The organism is Bacillus sp. GW821-FHT01G09 (assembly GCF_059422205.1).
Genome location: NZ_JBWKWL010000003.1, coordinates 131,086 through 145,715 on the forward strand (window position 1 = coordinate 131,086; position 14,630 = coordinate 145,715).

The 14,630-nt window shown below is 43.9% G+C and carries 15 protein-coding genes; 3 read left to right on the forward strand and 12 right to left on the reverse strand.

Annotation, left to right across the window (positions count from 1 at the left end; translation table 11 throughout):
* Positions 1 to 78 precede the first annotated feature (78 nt).
* Entirely contained in the window at positions 79 to 447 is a 369-nt protein-coding gene (locus AC07VD_RS11340) for a Na-translocating system protein MpsC family protein (RefSeq protein ID WP_004398508.1), read from the reverse strand.
* Between the two features lie 315 nt (positions 448 to 762).
* Between AC07VD_RS11340 and fdhF the strand changes: the two genes are divergently transcribed.
* Complete coding sequence (gene fdhF / locus AC07VD_RS11345; RefSeq protein ID WP_010886582.1) at positions 763 to 3,705, forward strand: formate dehydrogenase subunit alpha; 2,943 nt, start codon at positions 763 to 765, stop codon at positions 3,703 to 3,705.
* A gap of 18 nt (positions 3,706 to 3,723) precedes the next feature.
* Positions 3,724 to 4,206, forward strand: a complete 483-nt coding sequence (locus tag AC07VD_RS11350) for a helical membrane plugin domain-containing protein (protein WP_014477490.1) — start codon at positions 3,724 to 3,726, stop codon at positions 4,204 to 4,206.
* Positions 4,207 to 4,241: 35 nt separating this feature from the next.
* Here the strand turns inward: AC07VD_RS11350 and AC07VD_RS11355 are convergent, their stop codons facing one another.
* The 5 genes from AC07VD_RS11355 to AC07VD_RS11375 all read right to left on the reverse strand — a co-directional run bounded on the left by AC07VD_RS11355 (position 4,242) and on the right by AC07VD_RS11375 (position 8,040).
* Positions 4,242 to 4,472: a YrhC family protein gene (locus AC07VD_RS11355; RefSeq protein ID WP_003237358.1), complete on the reverse strand. Its 231-nt coding sequence runs from the start codon at positions 4,470 to 4,472 to the stop codon at positions 4,242 to 4,244.
* An 82-nt stretch (positions 4,473 to 4,554) separates the two neighbouring features.
* Positions 4,555 to 5,694 (reverse strand): bifunctional cystathionine gamma-lyase/homocysteine desulfhydrase, encoded by a 1,140-nt coding sequence (locus AC07VD_RS11360; protein ID WP_217018134.1) that lies wholly within the window; start codon positions 5,692 to 5,694, stop codon positions 4,555 to 4,557.
* A gap of 1 nt (position 5,695) precedes the next feature.
* The gene (locus tag AC07VD_RS11365) at positions 5,696 to 6,619 is read right to left on the reverse strand and encodes an O-acetylserine dependent cystathionine beta-synthase (protein ID WP_014477492.1); all 924 of its coding nucleotides are present in this window, start codon (positions 6,617 to 6,619) and stop codon (positions 5,696 to 5,698) included.
* A gap of 63 nt (positions 6,620 to 6,682) precedes the next feature.
* Positions 6,683 to 7,378, reverse strand: a complete 696-nt coding sequence (gene mtnN / locus AC07VD_RS11370) for a 5'-methylthioadenosine/S-adenosylhomocysteine nucleosidase (protein ID WP_042976681.1) — start codon at positions 7,376 to 7,378, stop codon at positions 6,683 to 6,685.
* 20 nt (positions 7,379 to 7,398) lie between these two features.
* On the reverse strand, positions 7,399 to 8,040 hold the full coding sequence (locus tag AC07VD_RS11375) for a class I SAM-dependent DNA methyltransferase (RefSeq protein WP_014480412.1): 642 nt from the start codon (positions 8,038 to 8,040) through the stop codon (positions 7,399 to 7,401).
* Between the two features lie 192 nt (positions 8,041 to 8,232).
* On the opposite strand from AC07VD_RS11375, the gene AC07VD_RS11380 reads away from it, so the two are divergent.
* Positions 8,233 to 8,436 (forward strand): YrzA family protein, encoded by a 204-nt coding sequence (locus tag AC07VD_RS11380; protein ID WP_014477495.1) that lies wholly within the window; start codon positions 8,233 to 8,235, stop codon positions 8,434 to 8,436.
* Between the two features lie 36 nt (positions 8,437 to 8,472).
* Here AC07VD_RS11380 and AC07VD_RS11385 read toward each other — a convergent pair whose 3' ends face one another.
* The 6 genes from AC07VD_RS11385 to AC07VD_RS11410 form a co-directional block, all read right to left on the reverse strand.
* Complete coding sequence (locus tag AC07VD_RS11385) at positions 8,473 to 9,174, reverse strand: YrrS family protein (protein ID WP_003246156.1); 702 nt, start codon at positions 9,172 to 9,174, stop codon at positions 8,473 to 8,475.
* 64 nt (positions 9,175 to 9,238) lie between these two features.
* Positions 9,239 to 10,993, reverse strand: a complete 1,755-nt coding sequence (locus tag AC07VD_RS11390) for a peptidoglycan D,D-transpeptidase FtsI family protein (protein ID WP_130572636.1) — start codon at positions 10,991 to 10,993, stop codon at positions 9,239 to 9,241.
* A gap of 53 nt (positions 10,994 to 11,046) precedes the next feature.
* Complete coding sequence (gene greA / locus AC07VD_RS11395) at positions 11,047 to 11,520, reverse strand: transcription elongation factor GreA (RefSeq protein ID WP_004399078.1); 474 nt, start codon at positions 11,518 to 11,520, stop codon at positions 11,047 to 11,049.
* 250 nt (positions 11,521 to 11,770) lie between these two features.
* Positions 11,771 to 12,406 (reverse strand): uridine kinase, encoded by a 636-nt coding sequence (udk, locus tag AC07VD_RS11400; protein WP_003225916.1) that lies wholly within the window; start codon positions 12,404 to 12,406, stop codon positions 11,771 to 11,773.
* 6 nt (positions 12,407 to 12,412) lie between these two features.
* Positions 12,413 to 13,681, reverse strand: a complete 1,269-nt coding sequence (locus AC07VD_RS11405; RefSeq protein WP_494721789.1) for a peptidase U32 family protein — start codon at positions 13,679 to 13,681, stop codon at positions 12,413 to 12,415.
* An 18-nt stretch (positions 13,682 to 13,699) separates the two neighbouring features.
* A complete protein-coding gene (locus AC07VD_RS11410; protein WP_217018128.1) occupies positions 13,700 to 14,629 on the reverse strand; it encodes a peptidase U32 family protein in 930 nt (309 codons plus the stop codon).
* Position 14,630 lies beyond the last annotated feature (1 nt).

Consider the following 14,630-nt stretch of genomic DNA (forward strand, 5'->3'; position numbering starts at 1 on the left):
ACATTCCATTGCTTTAGCCTTCTATAACTGTAGCAACATCATATCAAATGTGACAAATTTGTGTCAATGACAAATATACTAGCTTTGCAGAGCTTCTTTTTGCTCATCTATTTTTCGGTCAAAAACAAATACAGATACAGCGATGTTTTCCTCAATTTTAATATCAGAAAACAAATGGACTAGCTTAGCTCCCATGAGTTCCTCCATTCCTTCCGGTGTTTGTTTGGAATAAAGGTCTTGAATTAGGCTTGTCCGGGCCGCATGTACCATCTCTCTTCCTTCAGGCGTGCGGGCGATAAACTGCTCGCTTGCACTCAGATTTCCGTATAGTGTTGAAACTGCCATGTTTTCTACAAATACAGTATGAATTCTCTCAGGCCCTTTTCCGAACAATTCTTTGCGAAGTTTTCGAATGATATCATTGAATTCATGAATTTTTTTAGACATGCTGATTACCCCTTCCGATATTGCCTTATAAAGGCTTTTCCCGGTTCCCCTCAGGACATTTCACTTGGTTAAAATTTTCCTGCCATATTGTATTATAATAAATATCACATTATAATAAAAGCAGTGTTGATGGATTTGTAATAGGATCTTGTTATGAGTCTATCGTTTTATAAAAATCAAGGATTGGTCTGTTAGTAAGACTTGCTAGTGAACTATTCCGCCATGTGTGTTTACACCTTCTTAGAATTAAGGGCAGGTGTATCTATACATGGCTTTTTTTGACTTCTTGAAAGAAAGATGGAGGGGAATATGAATATGATGGACGTTAAGTCGATCAGTGTCCGTGTAGACGGAACAGAAATTCAAGCACGAGCAGGGGCCACAATTTTAGATATTTTAAATGAAAACGGAATTGAGTACCCGCAGATTTGCCACGTACCAGAGGTTGACCCGATTCAAACTTGTGATACTTGCATAGTAGAGGCAAACGGCAAGCTGGTTCGTTCATGCGCGACGGTTGCAGAAAACGGGATGTCTATTGATCTATCAGGAAATCGAGTGAAAGAAGCGCAAACCGAAGCGATGGACCGCCTTCTTGAAAATCATTTGCTGTATTGTACAGTTTGCGATAACAACAATGGAAACTGTACGCTGCATAATACAGCGGAAATGATGGGGATCGAGCATCAAAAATACCCATACACGCCAAAAGAAGATCCTTCTTGCGCGGTTGATATGTCTCATCCTTTTTACCGCTATGATCCAAACCAATGTATTGCCTGCGGCCAGTGTGTTGAGGTCTGTCAAAACCTTCAGGTAAATGAAACACTCTCAATCGACTGGGAACGCGAACGCCCTCGCGTCATTTGGGATGAGGGAGTTCCGATCAATGAATCTTCCTGTGTCAGCTGCGGTCAGTGTGTAACAGTATGTCCATGTAATGCACTGATGGAAAAATCAATGCTCGGGCAGGCTGGTTTTATGACAGGCATTAAAGAGGACGTCATGGAACCGATGATTGATCTCGTAAAAAATGTTGAACCGGGGTACGGCAGCATTTTTGCCATTTCTGAAGTCGAAGCGGCAATGCGTGAAACGAGAACGAAAAAAACGAAAACTGTATGTACGTTCTGCGGTGTCGGGTGTTCATTTGAAGTATGGACAAAAGGACGGGATATTTTAAAGATCCAGCCTGTTTCTGATGCTCCGGTTAACGCGATTTCCACATGTGTCAAAGGGAAATTCGGCTGGGATTTTGTCAATTCAAAAGAGCGGATCACAAAGCCTTTAATCCGTAAAAACGGAGCCTTTGTGGAATCTTCTTGGGAAGAAGCCCTCGATCTTGTCGCAAGCAGATTAGGATCAATTAAAGAGCAGTACGGTAAAGGCTCTGTAGGATTTATTTCTTCTTCTAAAATTACGAATGAAGAAAACTACGTCATTCAAAAGCTAGCGCGTCAGGTATTTGAAACAAACAACGTCGATAACTGCTCACGCTACTGCCAGTCTCCTGCTACAGACGGATTGTTCCGCACTGTCGGCATGGGCGGTGACGCCGGCACGATTAAAGATATTGCCAAAGCAGGTCTCGTCATCATTGTCGGTGCCAATCCGGCGGAAGGACACCCAGTGCTCGCAACACGCGTCAAACGGGCACACAAGCTCCACGGTCAAAAACTGATTGTTGCCGACCTGCGTAAAAATGAGATGGCTGAGCGATCTGATCTGTTCATCAGCCCTAAACAAGGCACAGACCAAGTTTGGCTGATGGCTGTTACGAAATATATGATCGACCAAGGCTGGCACGATCAGGCGTTTATTGATGAGAACGTCAATTACTTTGAAGATTATAAAGAAACCCTTAAAACGTATACGCTTGATTATGCAGAACGCATCACAGGCCTTTCAAAAGAAAACATCATTCAAATTGCTGAAATGATTCGTGATGCTGACGGCACTTGTGTCCTTTGGGGAATGGGTGTCACACAAAATACAGGCGGTTCCGATACATCAGCAGCCATTTCAAACCTGCTTCTCGCTACGGGCAACTATCGCCGTCCAGGTGCCGGCGCTTATCCTCTGCGCGGACACAATAACGTGCAAGGCGCATGTGATATGGGAACATTGCCTGGCTGGCTGCCGGGATATCAGCATATTACAGATGACAAAGCCCGCGCTAAATTTGAAGAGGCATATGGTGTCGAGATTGATGGAAAGCCTGGTTTAGATAATATTCAAATGCTTCATGCCATTGAAGAAGGAAAAATGAAAGCTATGTATCTTGTCGGTGAGGATATGGCACTGGTCGATTCAAACGCGAACCATGTGCATGATATTTTATCAAGCCTTGATTTCTTCGTGGTACAGGACATCTTCCTGTCAAGAACAGCTCAATATGCTGATGTCGTCTTGCCAGCCACTCCTTCACTTGAAAAAGACGGAACATTTACCAACACAGAACGCCGTGTCCAGCGATTGTATCAGGCGCTTCCGACGCTTGGTGATGCAAAACCGGACTGGTGGATTATTCAAGAGGTGGCAAACCGTTTAGGAGCGAATTGGAATTACAGCCATCCAAGTGACATTTTCTCTGAAATGGCGAGTCTTTCTCCTCTGTTTGCCAAAGCAAGCTATGAGGTGCTTGAAGGCTGGAACAGCTTCCTATGGGGCAGCTTCACAGGTGAAAGCACACCGCTTCTGTATGAAGACGGATTTAATTTCCCTGACAAAAAAGCCCGCTTTGCCCTTTCTGATTGGACCGAGCCAGCGGCATTTCCGGAGGAATATGACCTTCATATCAATAACGGCCGGATGCTGGAGCATTTCCACGAAGGAAACATGACAAATAAATCGAAAGGCATCCAAGCGAAAGTGCCGAATGTATTCGTTGAGATCTCACCTGAGCTTGCACAAGAGCGAGGTGTTTGTGACGGTTCGCTTGTACGGCTCGTTTCTCCGTTCGGAGCAGTCAAATTGAACGCGCTGATCACAGACCGGGTACGGAAAAATGAACTCTATCTGCCAATGAACTCGACAGACAAGGAGTCAGCGATTAACTTCTTGACGGGCCCTGCAGCTGATAAACGGACGAACACGCCTGCTTATAAACAGACAAAAGTCCGCATGGAAGTGCTTGGCGGCTGTGAAACAGCGCCGCTTCCAAAAACAAATCCGCGCAACAAAAAACGGCATCCGCAAAACGGAGTCGAAGCAGAAAGAAAATGGAACCGTCCTGGCTATGTCCATCTGACTGATTAAACGATAGGAGGAAAACGAATGGCCACTCCGATTACGACGATCAAAAAAGAAACAAAAACAGCTGAGCAAATTAAGCTTGAAAAAATAGAAGAACTGAAAGAGCTGCTGGCGGAAAATGAGGACGCCGTCTCTAAAACGATGACATTAATGAATGAACTCAATGATCTTGGAATTTTTGACGCGGCAACAAGCATGCTCAGAGCGAAGGAAGACATTGCCAAGATTGCGCTTGGCCAAGTTTCCCGCGAGCCTGTCACCAACCTCATCAACACGATGATGGCCGCCGGAGGCGCATTGACAAAAGCCGATCCTGAGTTTACAGCAAAGCTTTTAGAAAGCGTAATGGCTGGGACTGAACAGGCACAAAGCTTTTTAAAAGAAGACAAGAAAGTCGGGATTCTCGACCTGTTAAAAGCAATGAACGATCCTGACATCAACAGAGCCGTCGGCTTCGGTCTTCAGTTTTTAAAAGGCATGGGAAAAGAACTTCGAGAAAAATAACAAAAAACAGCCATCTCTTGATGATGGCTGTTTTTTTATTCGTCGGCTTCTTCCAAACGCTTCTTGTAAATAAGTGAACGGTCAGCGCAAAAGAAGGCACCGGCTAAAAATACGCAATCCGCTAAAAACATAGTCGATTTCTGGCCTAATGTTAAGCCTTGATCAGGGAGAACTGCGCCTATATATAAAAAAGTGCTGACTGCAAGCAATGTAAAAGCAAAATGCTTGTAATCTTCTTTTAAAGATTTCATTCTATTTTTGTTCAAAAGAATCACCTGCCAGATTCATAGTATACGACTATTATAATATAATCCGGCGGCTTACAGAGAAAGTAATTCTATCCATTTGTTATATATTTTCAAGCGCTTGGCCGATATCTTCCAACAAGTCTTCCGCATCTTCAATTCCTACAGAAATTCTGATCAAGCCGTCCGTAATGCCGAGCTCAAGCCGGCGTTCTCTCGGAATAGAGGCATGTGTCATTCTTGCAGGAACAGAAATTAAGCTTTCAACCGCCCCTAGGCTTTCAGCAATGGTAAACAGTTTCAGTTTTCCTAAAAACGCATCAACCCGTTCTTCACTGCCAATATCAAAGGAGATCATGCCGCCGAAGCCAGATCCTTGCGTTTTTGCAAGCTCATGTCCGGGATGATTTGAAGAACCAGGGTAATATAACGTTTGGACAGCAGGGTGATTCTCAAGAAAGCTTGCGATTTTCCGCGCATTTTGATCGATCGCTTCCATTCTGAGTCCCAACGTTTTGATTCCTCTCATTAACAGCCAGGAATCTTGAGGGCCAAGCACGCCGCCTGTGGAGTTTTGCACAAAATGCAGCTCTTCTCCAAGCTCTTTCGAAGCTGTCACAACTAAACCTCCGACGACATCACTGTGTCCGCCAAGATATTTTGTCGCACTGTGAAGTACGATATCAGCGCCTAAAGTAAGCGGCTGTTGAAAATAAGGAGTGTTAAAGGTGTTGTCTACGATAAGCAGAACACCCGCTTCTTTTGCGATATCAGCCATGAGCGTCAAGTCGGTGATTTTGAGCAACGGGTTTGTCGGTGTCTCAATATAAATGGCTTTTGTATTAGAGCGAATCGCTTTTTCAACTTCTTCCCTGCTGCTCGTATCAACAAATGTTGATTCAATGCCAAGACGGTTAAGCACCTTTGTCATCACGCGGTATGTTCCGCCGTACACATCATCAGTCAACACGACATGATCTCCGCTGTTAAACAGCATCATAACCGCTGTAATGGCAGCCATTCCTGAACTGAACGCATAACCTGCTTCCCCGCCTTCCAGTTCTGTCACAAGTGCTTCGAGAGCGGTTCGAGTCGGATTGGCCGTTCTTGAATACTCGTAGCCTGTATGCTGTCCTGCTTTCGGCTGCTTGTACGTGCTTACTTGATAAATGGGCACGGAAACTGCGCCTGTTTTCTCATCACCTGTGATTCCGCCATGTATCATCAATGTTTTTTTCTTCATATCAGATGCCTCCTTCGTATATTTGTTTGCTGATATATCGATCGCTGCTGTCAGGAAATACTGTAACAATGTTAGTTCCAGCGGATGCTTTTTTCGCTTCCTCCAATGCCGCATAAAGCGCTGCACCTGAAGAGCTTCCGATCAGCAGGCCTTCTTTTTCTGCCGCTTCTTTCACAAGTCTAAACGCATTCTCATCTGTTACGGTGTAGATCTCGTCAAAATGGCTCTTATCCATATAATCGGGGATAAACTCCATGCCGATGCCCTCTGTTTTATGAGCGTGAGGCTCTCCTCCGTTTAAAATCGAGCCCTCCGGTTCAACAATCACCGTTTTGACTGCTGGATTTTTTTCCTTTAAGAAGGAAGCTGTTCCTGCGAACGTGCCCCCTGATCCTGCCCCTGCGACAAATGTATGAATATTCCCATCAAGCGCTTCCCACATTTCAGGCCCAAGCGTCTTATAGTAAGTCGATGGATTTACTCGGTTTTTAAATTGCAAAACGCAATAAGAATTTTCAATTTCAGTCTCCAGCTGAATGGCTTTTTGAATGGCGCCCTGCATTCCGTCTTGACGCGGTGTATGAATGATTGATGCGCCAAGCGCTTGCATAATTTGCTGTTTCTCTCTGCTGAAATGTTCAGGGACACAGAAAATCGCTTTCAGCCCATATTTTCTGGCACTCAGCGCAAGGCCGATCCCTGTATTGCCTGCCGTAGCTTCTATAATCACTCCGCCGGGTTTTACCTTGCCTGAATCGAGCGCGTCACGAATCAGCATATCTCCCAGTCTGTCTTTGATGCTTCCCCCTGGATTCATCATTTCAAGCTTGGCATACACCGCGACTCCTTCTGGAACATCAAAGTTCTTCAAGCGGAGAAGCGGTGTATTCCCAATCAGCTCGGTAATGTCCGTAATCACTGTCATATATGTCCTCCTCCTTATTAGAGGGTGTTTTTAGAAAAAACGGAGGAGAACATTCTCCCCGTTTTAATGAATTCGTTTGATCACCTTTAACACAAGCTCTGTTGAATGGACAGCCGCCTGCTCTAAAAATTGGTCAAATGAAACATGTGATTCTTTTCCTGCAATATCAGATAACGCTCTGATGACGACAAACGGCGTTTTAAATTGATGGCACACTTGAGCCACTGCCGCAGCCTCCATTTCAACCGCATACAAATCAGAAAATCTCGTACGCACCTCTTCAACCCGCTTCGGATCGTTCATGAAAGAATCGCCTGTTGCAATCGTTCCTTTTGCAACCTGAATGCCGTCGAGTTCAGATACCGCTTCTTCAGTGATGCTGATCAGCTTTTCATCCGCCGCATAAGCAGCCGGAAGACCCGGCACTTGGCCGTATTCATAGTCAAAAGCCGTTACGTCTACATCATGGTGGCGAACGTCAGTGGAAATGACGACATCTCCTACATTCAATGTATGATGAAATCCGCCGGCTGAGCCTGTGTTAATAACATAATCAGGCTTGTAACGGTCAAGCAGAAGCGTCGTACTGATAGCAGCATTTACTTTTCCAATTCCTGATTTTAAAAGAATCACTTCAGTTCCTTCATATTCGCCTGTTGTAAATTCACAGTGTGCGATCGTTTCTGTTTTTGCATTTTCAAGTTTGTTTCTTAAGATGGTAACTTCCTCTTCCATTGCTCCGATGACTGCTAGTCTCATCTATTCACATTCCCTTCACTTTACCGTTTGATCGCCTCCATTATCCACACGAAGTCGTTTTGCTGAGTGAATCGGACTGCAAAACCTTCAGCTGTAAACATTTCTTTCAACGCATCCAATGTAGGATAATGCTCTGTCTCTAAATCATTTGCAAGCTGATAAAAGCCTTGAGAACGGGCTTTATCGATAGCCTTTTGGTACGCTTGCGCATCTTCAAAGACGGTATCGGCAAACACTATTTTATCATGCAAGTGAAGGTATTTGCCATATTGCTTTATGGCAGCCCGCTTTTCTTCGTCAGTCAAATGATGAAAAGCATATGAACTGACAATTGTATCAGCCTGAAATGGCGGCTCAGGGAATGTCAGGAAGTCTCCATCAACGATTTCCGACCTGCCTGAAAGCTTGTCAGAAGCCAGTTTACGCATTGCTGGAGAAGGTTCGATTCCAAATACAGTTTTGCCTGCATCGAGCAGCTTAGCCGTCAAATTCCCTGTCCCCGGGCCAAATTCTAACACATGCGTTCCAGATTTGCTGACGATGGCATCAAGGATATGATCATAGCCTCTGAACGCTTCTTTATACTGAATATCTAAACCTTGTACTGTTTGGTCATAAGTTGCTGCCCAATCTTCAAAGAGAGGGATAAATTCACGTCCCATATTTGTCACACTCCATATTTAATAATTCCTATAAGCATACTATGAATTAATGATGGAACAGTTCCTATAATACCACATCTTCTGAAAAGCAGGTACTAAAACACTTTGTGTATTTTATGCCATCTCATATTGCGCATTGACCGCAAAAAAGCTTATACTTCATATGACTTGTGAAAGCTGGAGGGTCAAGACATGAATTTTCAATTAGATCTGATTAAAGACAAAGTGGAATTTTTTGAAGCGGCTTCATTGCAGGAGCTTGAAAAGAAAATCAATACACAAATTGAAAACAATAAAGCCATCATGCTCCGGGTGAAATCTGTTTCACACCAAACTGCTGTGGCAGAAGGAAGAATATTGTACAGCGCGGTGGTTCATTTCGCAGCTGAAGCCTAAAACAAAAGCAGCCGGTTGTAATCCGGCTGCTTTTGTTTATTTTAGCTTTTCTACTTTTGTCGGCTTCCAGCCTTTTTCATCGACCCATGTAATCGTCACTTGATATTTATTCCCAGTCGCCTTGTCCAAAATCTTGCCTTTAGCATCCTGAGGGCTGCCGTTATTTCCAAGCCAGAGCACCGTCATGTTATCTGTTGAGACACCAGTTGCGTATGAAATGGCTTTCAGCATCTCAGCCCAGTCTTGTGAGCTTGAATCATAAGTAGCGGCATGCTCGCCAGTCTGCTCAGTTCCGACTGCTTTCCAGTCAGGATTTTCATACGTTTTTTCCACATCGCTCGATGAGCCGCCTTCTGTTACTTTTGCATCTTTAAGCCCGTCACCGGCTGAATCTGAGCTTGAATCTGAATCAGAGTCATCTTTTTTAGAAGAAGAATCATCTTTTTTGGAATCAGAGTCAGAAGACTTCTCAGAATCCTTTTCACTGTCAGATGTATCTTTCTTGCTGTCTTTTATATCCTCATCCGATTTCTTTTCCGTCTTTCCTGAAGCCGGAGATTCCTGTTTTTGCGCCGTTTCAGAATCCTTGCTGACATCTTTGCTAGAAGGACTGTTAATGAAGAGATTCGCTGCTACTACGACAATTAGTATGGATACGATTGCGATTAAAATGTTAAGCACTAAATTGGCTTTTCTGCGTTTATCACGATTTTCATAACGAGATTGATTATTGCTCAATAATTCTGCACTCCTTTATCCCTCTTGGCTCAGCATATATTTTAACATGTGCTGAGAAGTTGTTCTATTTCTGATTGATTTCAATTTCGTGTACTTTTTTAACAATATCATAAAACACCGAATTTGTCAGAGCCTTATCTCCCGGTGTATCCATGTGTAAAACAACCAGAGCGTATTTCGGCTTATCCGCGGGAAAATATCCGGCAAACCATTTTTCATAGAGCGTTTCCTTCTCTTTTGAAAGCTTGCCTGTTTGGGCTGTGCCCGACTTCCCTGCTACAGTATACGGAAGATCTTGAAACCTTCTGCCCGTTCCGGAAGGAGATTCTACCACCCGCCGCAGTATTTTTTGAAGCTGCTGTGACGTATATTTGTCTATCGTTTCCCCTTTGAGCTTCTGATCCTTAAACGTAACGAGCGTTGTGCCGTTCTTATACTCAATTTGTTCGGCAATTTTCACCTGCCGTTTTTCTCCGCCGCGGGCGATTGTCGCCATCATATTGGCTACCTCCAGCGGCGTTACCTTTACATTTTTCTGCCCGATTGCTGTTTGCGCAATGGCTTTTTTGACTGATTTGTCTTTTTCATCCCCCCAAATCACGCCGCTTTTTTCGTTATACAGCTGGCGGAAATCGGTTTCGTGGTACAGTTTTCCCTCCCAGCCTGCCCGATCAGTGAGAGCCAGCTTCTCGGACATATCTTCAATAACCGAGCTGTCTTTTTTCATTAATTGTTCTGCAAGACTCGTAAATGTGTAATTACAGCTTTGTGCAAAACTTTCATCAAAAGACAAGGTTCCTTTGTCGTCCCCCGGTTCCCCGTACAGGTTTAAATTGCAATTAAAGGTTTGACTAGGCTTCACCATATTATTTTCGATTGCAGCTGCGGCAATGACTGTTTTAAAAACTGATCCGGGATAGATTGGCGTCAGCATATAATTTTGAAGTGTGTTTTGCCGGGACACATCCGCATCTGGTTTGCTTACAATCCCCAGAACACTGCTATTTTCGATGTCCAGCAGCACAGCTCCTCCCTTTTTCAGCCCCTGTTCATCCAATACCTCCTCCATCGCTTTTTGAATGCTTTGATCGATCGTTGTTTTGACCTGGAGCGGATAAAATGTATTGGCTTCAGCTGTATATTTGACGTCCATGCCAAACAAAGGGTTTCCTTTTCCGTCCACATGATATAAAAGCTTTGTGTCTTGTTCCGGAAGCAAAAACTCGTCAAATGTCCGTTCTAAACCGGTTGTTCCGATTTCTGTTGTAATCGGAAGGCTCTCCTTGTCAGGATATTTCTTGCGAAGCAGCGCCGGATCTTGGTTCGTGCTCCCTATCGTATGTGAAGCAAGGCTGGACTTGTCTTCATTCTCCATATATACGCCGTAAATGCCGGGATATTTCAAAGAATTGATTTTTGTGATAGATTGTTTTGAAAGTGTTTTGATTTTCTTTTGCTGCAAAATGACCGGTTTTTTTGCCTTACCTAGTGTCTGGCGCAAATCATCTTCTGACATGCCGAGGATGTCCGCAACTTTTTTGATCGGCCAATCCTGCGTCAGCAGAAAAGGGAACAAAACAACCGCAGGCTCGCTTTGTCCTGTCAGCGCCCGCCCGTTTCGATCTAAAAAAGAGCCTCTTCCATCTGAAATAAGCACTTCCTCCGTCCGCTGTTTCACACTTTCTTGAATCAAATTAATTTTCTTTTTAGAAAATGATTCTGTGAAAAACAGCTGGATTTCTGCAAGCCTCAGCAGAAGCAGAAAAAAAACAATCAAAAAAGCGATGACTGCCAGCTTCATTCGTTTCGATATCTTCATAAAAAAACACCTCACCCACATTGTGGACGAGGTGTTTCGCTGCTAAACAGATATTATGAAATTTTCACAATTTTCACGAGCATTTCTCCGCCCGGTGTTTGTACTGTGACTTCTTCATCTACTTTTTTGCCCAAGAGGCTTTTTGCGATCGGTGAATCGTTTGAGATTTTCCCTTCAAACGGGTCAGCTTCCGCGCTTCCGACGATCGTATATGATTCTTCATCACCGTCAGGCAGTTCGACGAAAGTGACGGTTTTACCCAAACCGACAACGTTAGAGCCGCCGTCATCTTCAATGATTTTCGCATTGCGAATCATATTTTCAAGAGTCGTCACGCGGCCCTCTACAAATGCCTGCTCTTCTTTCGCTGAATCGTATTCAGAGTTCTCGGAAAGGTCTCCGAAGCTTCTCGCAATTTTGATTCGCTCTACTACTTCTTTTCGTTTAACCGTTTTCAAATATTCTAATTCTTGTTCAAGTTTTTGTTTTCCTTCTGCAGTCATAGGAAAAACTTTCTCTTGTGCCATGTCCCTTCACTCCTTCTGGTTGTCCCTCAACATCTTCGATTATGTATGAGAGCATAAACTAAAAAATACAAGAATGAGAACACAGGGCAGTCCTCGTTCTTCTCTCCCATATAGGTACTGTTTATCTTAAACTGAATCGTGTCGTTCTGCAAATATTTCGCGTTTATAAACAGGGAAAGAAGGGAATTCGCACATTCCCTTCCTGCCTATACATAATATGGTCAGAGTTATTTATGTCTATGCTATGGTATTACAAAATCGCGTTTTGTTCAAGAATGGTTTGAATCTTTGTGACCATCAGATCAATTGCGACGTGATTCTGACCGCCTTCCGGGATAATAATATCAGCGTATCGTTTCGTCGGCTCGACGAATTGGTTATGCATCGGACGGACCACTGACACATATTGTTCAATGACAGAATCAATAGAGCGTCCGCGCTCATTAATATCTCTCATAATCCGTCTGATGATACGCAAGTCAGCGTCCGTATCAACATAAAGCTTGATATCCATCAGATCACGAAGCCTTTTGTCTTCAAGAACAAGAATGCCTTCAAGGATAATAACATCCTTTGGCTCTACGTGAACCGTTTCTTCTGAACGTGTGTGAAGCTTATAGTCATAAATCGGCTTTTCAATCGGGCGATAATTCAATAGATCCTGAATATGCTCGATTAAATAGTCATTATCAAACGCAAGCGGATGATCATAGTTTGTGTTCAGCCTTTCTTCAAACGGAAGATGGCTTTGGTCTTTATAATAAAGGTCCTGCTGGATCATTAAAATTGAGTGTCCTTTAAACTGTTCATAAATGGACCGTGTGACACTCGTTTTTCCTGAACCGGAACCTCCTGCGATTCCAATGACTACTGGATTCTTACCCATGGGCTGTTACTTCCCCTTTCTCATCATGTTGCTCGGATAAATCTTTTTGTCTAGTTTGAATTTGACAATTTGCAGGGGATGGCGGGCAGCATCTAGCTCATTTCCGTCTTCGTCCCAAATGGTTTCAATCGTATGTGTAAAGTTTTCGATTTCTGGACCGAAAAATTCCACTTCGTCGCCTTTTTTGAAGAAATTGCGCTGCTGAAGCGTGACCATTTGTGTATCTTCATCATAATTCAGCACTAAGCCGACAAAATCATATGTCGTTTTCTTGGCGTGTTCGCCGAACATTTGCTCTTCATAGCCTGGCGTTCCTTCAAAGAAAGCTGTCGCAGTGTCCCTGTTGGCGCACTTATCAAGCTCTTCAAGCCATTCTTTTTGAATCACAAAGTTTTCTGGATCAGCGCAATAAGCATCGATTACTTTGCGGTATACGCTGACAACAGTTGCTACATAGTGAATGGATTTCATGCGGCCTTCAATCTTTAAGCTGTCGATCCCCATTTCAATCATTTTTGGAATGGATTCAATCAGCTTCAAATCTTTCGGGCTCATCGCAAATGGTGCATCTTCTTCACCATACAAAGCAACGGCGTTGGCACCGTCTGTTTGGTAGAGATCATAATCCCAGCGGCATGACTGGCAGCAGCCTCCGCGATTGGAATCCCGCGCTGTCATGTGATTGCTCAGCACGCAGCGGCCGGAATATGCAATACACATTGCGCCGTGAATGAAGGATTCGATTTCGATATCTACCTTTTCTTTCATTTCTCTGATTTCAAGAGCGCTAGTTTCACGTGCCAGCACGACGCGGTCGAGACCTTCTTCCTTCCAGAACTGGACAGCCTTCCAGTTTGAAAGAGACTGCTGTGTGCTCAAGTGAACCTCAACATTCGGCGCCACTCTGCGGCATGTTTCAATAATAAGCGGATCTGCCACAATAATACCGGCAACGTTGGCGTCTCCAAGCGCTTTTAAATAGTCTTCAAGCCCGTCCATGTTTTCATTATGAGCGAAAATATTCGTTGTTACGTAGATCTTCGCGTCATATTTCTTTGCGAATTCAACGCCTTCTGCAATTTCTTCGATCGTAAAGTTATCGGCATTCGAGCGAAGCCCGTATTCCTGTCCCCCGATAAAGACCGCGTCCGCTCCGTAATGAACAGCGATTTTCAGCTTTTCAAGATTACCCGCAGGTGCGAGAAGCTCCGGCTTTTTCGTAATCACACGCTTTCCATTAACGATTGTGGATATTTTATCATTTACGGCAGTCATAGCTTAACCTCCTTTTGATTAATAAACCGTTTCCTTGAAGAAGAATCCGGTATCAATTTTTCTGTTTACTGGCTGGATGCTTTCAATGCGTTCGATCCAGTCTTCTTTTTTCGCTTCGTATTCGTCACGGTTTTCCACGCACAAATCAATTGCTTCTCTGTACATTTTGGTGACTTCTATTAGGTATTCAGGCGTTTTCAAAACACCATCGATTTTGAAAGAATCAATTCCGGCATCTATCAATTCCTCGAGCTCATCAATGATGCACACATCGTTCGGGCTCATGATGTGAGTGCCGTTTTCATCTTCGAAAATCGGATATTTATTATCACGTTCTTTATCGTGTAAAAACATGCCTGATTCTTTTTTCTTTCTTTCAATGTCCATGACTTTGCCCTGATATTCAAAATAGTTTCCAATCAAAGAACGCTTCGATTGGAACATGCACGTCATTCCATGCACCTGGATTTCAATTTCGACTTCCGCATTTTCTTTAATCTCAACAATGCTGTCCATGTTTAATTCTCTGGCAAGCACAGAGCGCGCCGCACCCTTGCGTCCCCAGTAGTTGCATGTATAATAGTTGGTGCCTGTCGTTTCTGTGCTCCAATGAAGCTTCAGAGTAGGCGCAGATTCACGGGCAGCCATCAGCACGGCAGGATCGCCGAATACCGCTGCATCGACACCGGCTTCTGCTAAGAAAGCCAGATATTCGCCAAGCTCACCCACTTTATCGTTATGGAAAATTGCATTTACAGCAACGTATACTTTTGCTCCTTCTTTGTGAGCAATCTCTACGGCTTTTGTTACATCTTCACGAGAAAATTCTCCGGCTAATCTCAAGCCGTATCTCTGTTCCCCAACTAAAAACGCAGTTGCCCCCGCCTGTATGAGCGGCAAAATGTCCGCTGTGCTCGTCGGCGTCACTAAGAGCTCTGGTTTTTTCATG

Bases quoted from the DNA above. Each gene is read 5' to 3' on its own strand.
- AC07VD_RS11340 (WP_004398508.1), bottom strand. From the start codon at position 447: ATGTCTAAAAAAATTCATGAATTCAATGATATCATTCGAAAACTTCGC.
- fdhF (WP_010886582.1), top strand. From the start codon at position 763: ATGATGGACGTTAAGTCGATCAGTGTCCGTGTAGACGGAACAGAAATT.
- AC07VD_RS11350 (WP_014477490.1), top strand. From the start codon at position 3,724: ATGGCCACTCCGATTACGACGATCAAAAAAGAAACAAAAACAGCTGAG.
- AC07VD_RS11360 (WP_217018134.1), bottom strand. From the start codon at position 5,694: ATGAAGAAAAAAACATTGATGATACATGGCGGAATCACAGGTGATGAG.
- AC07VD_RS11365 (WP_014477492.1), bottom strand. From the start codon at position 6,619: ATGACAGTGATTACGGACATTACCGAGCTGATTGGGAATACACCGCTT.
- mtnN (WP_042976681.1), bottom strand. From the start codon at position 7,378: ATGAGACTAGCAGTCATCGGAGCAATGGAAGAGGAAGTTACCATCTTA.
- AC07VD_RS11375 (WP_014480412.1), bottom strand. From the start codon at position 8,040: ATGGGACGTGAATTTATCCCTCTCTTTGAAGATTGGGCAGCAACTTAT.
- AC07VD_RS11380 (WP_014477495.1), top strand. From the start codon at position 8,233: ATGAATTTTCAATTAGATCTGATTAAAGACAAAGTGGAATTTTTTGAA.
- AC07VD_RS11390 (WP_130572636.1), bottom strand. From the start codon at position 10,993: ATGAAGATATCGAAACGAATGAAGCTGGCAGTCATCGCTTTTTTGATT.
- greA (WP_004399078.1), bottom strand. From the start codon at position 11,520: ATGGCACAAGAGAAAGTTTTTCCTATGACTGCAGAAGGAAAACAAAAA.
- udk (WP_003225916.1), bottom strand. From the start codon at position 12,406: ATGGGTAAGAATCCAGTAGTCATTGGAATCGCAGGAGGTTCCGGTTCA.
- AC07VD_RS11405 (WP_494721789.1), bottom strand. From the start codon at position 13,681: ATGACTGCCGTAAATGATAAAATATCCACAATCGTTAATGGAAAGCGT.
- AC07VD_RS11410 (WP_217018128.1), bottom strand. From the start codon at position 14,629: ATGAAAAAACCAGAGCTCTTAGTGACGCCGACGAGCACAGCGGACATT.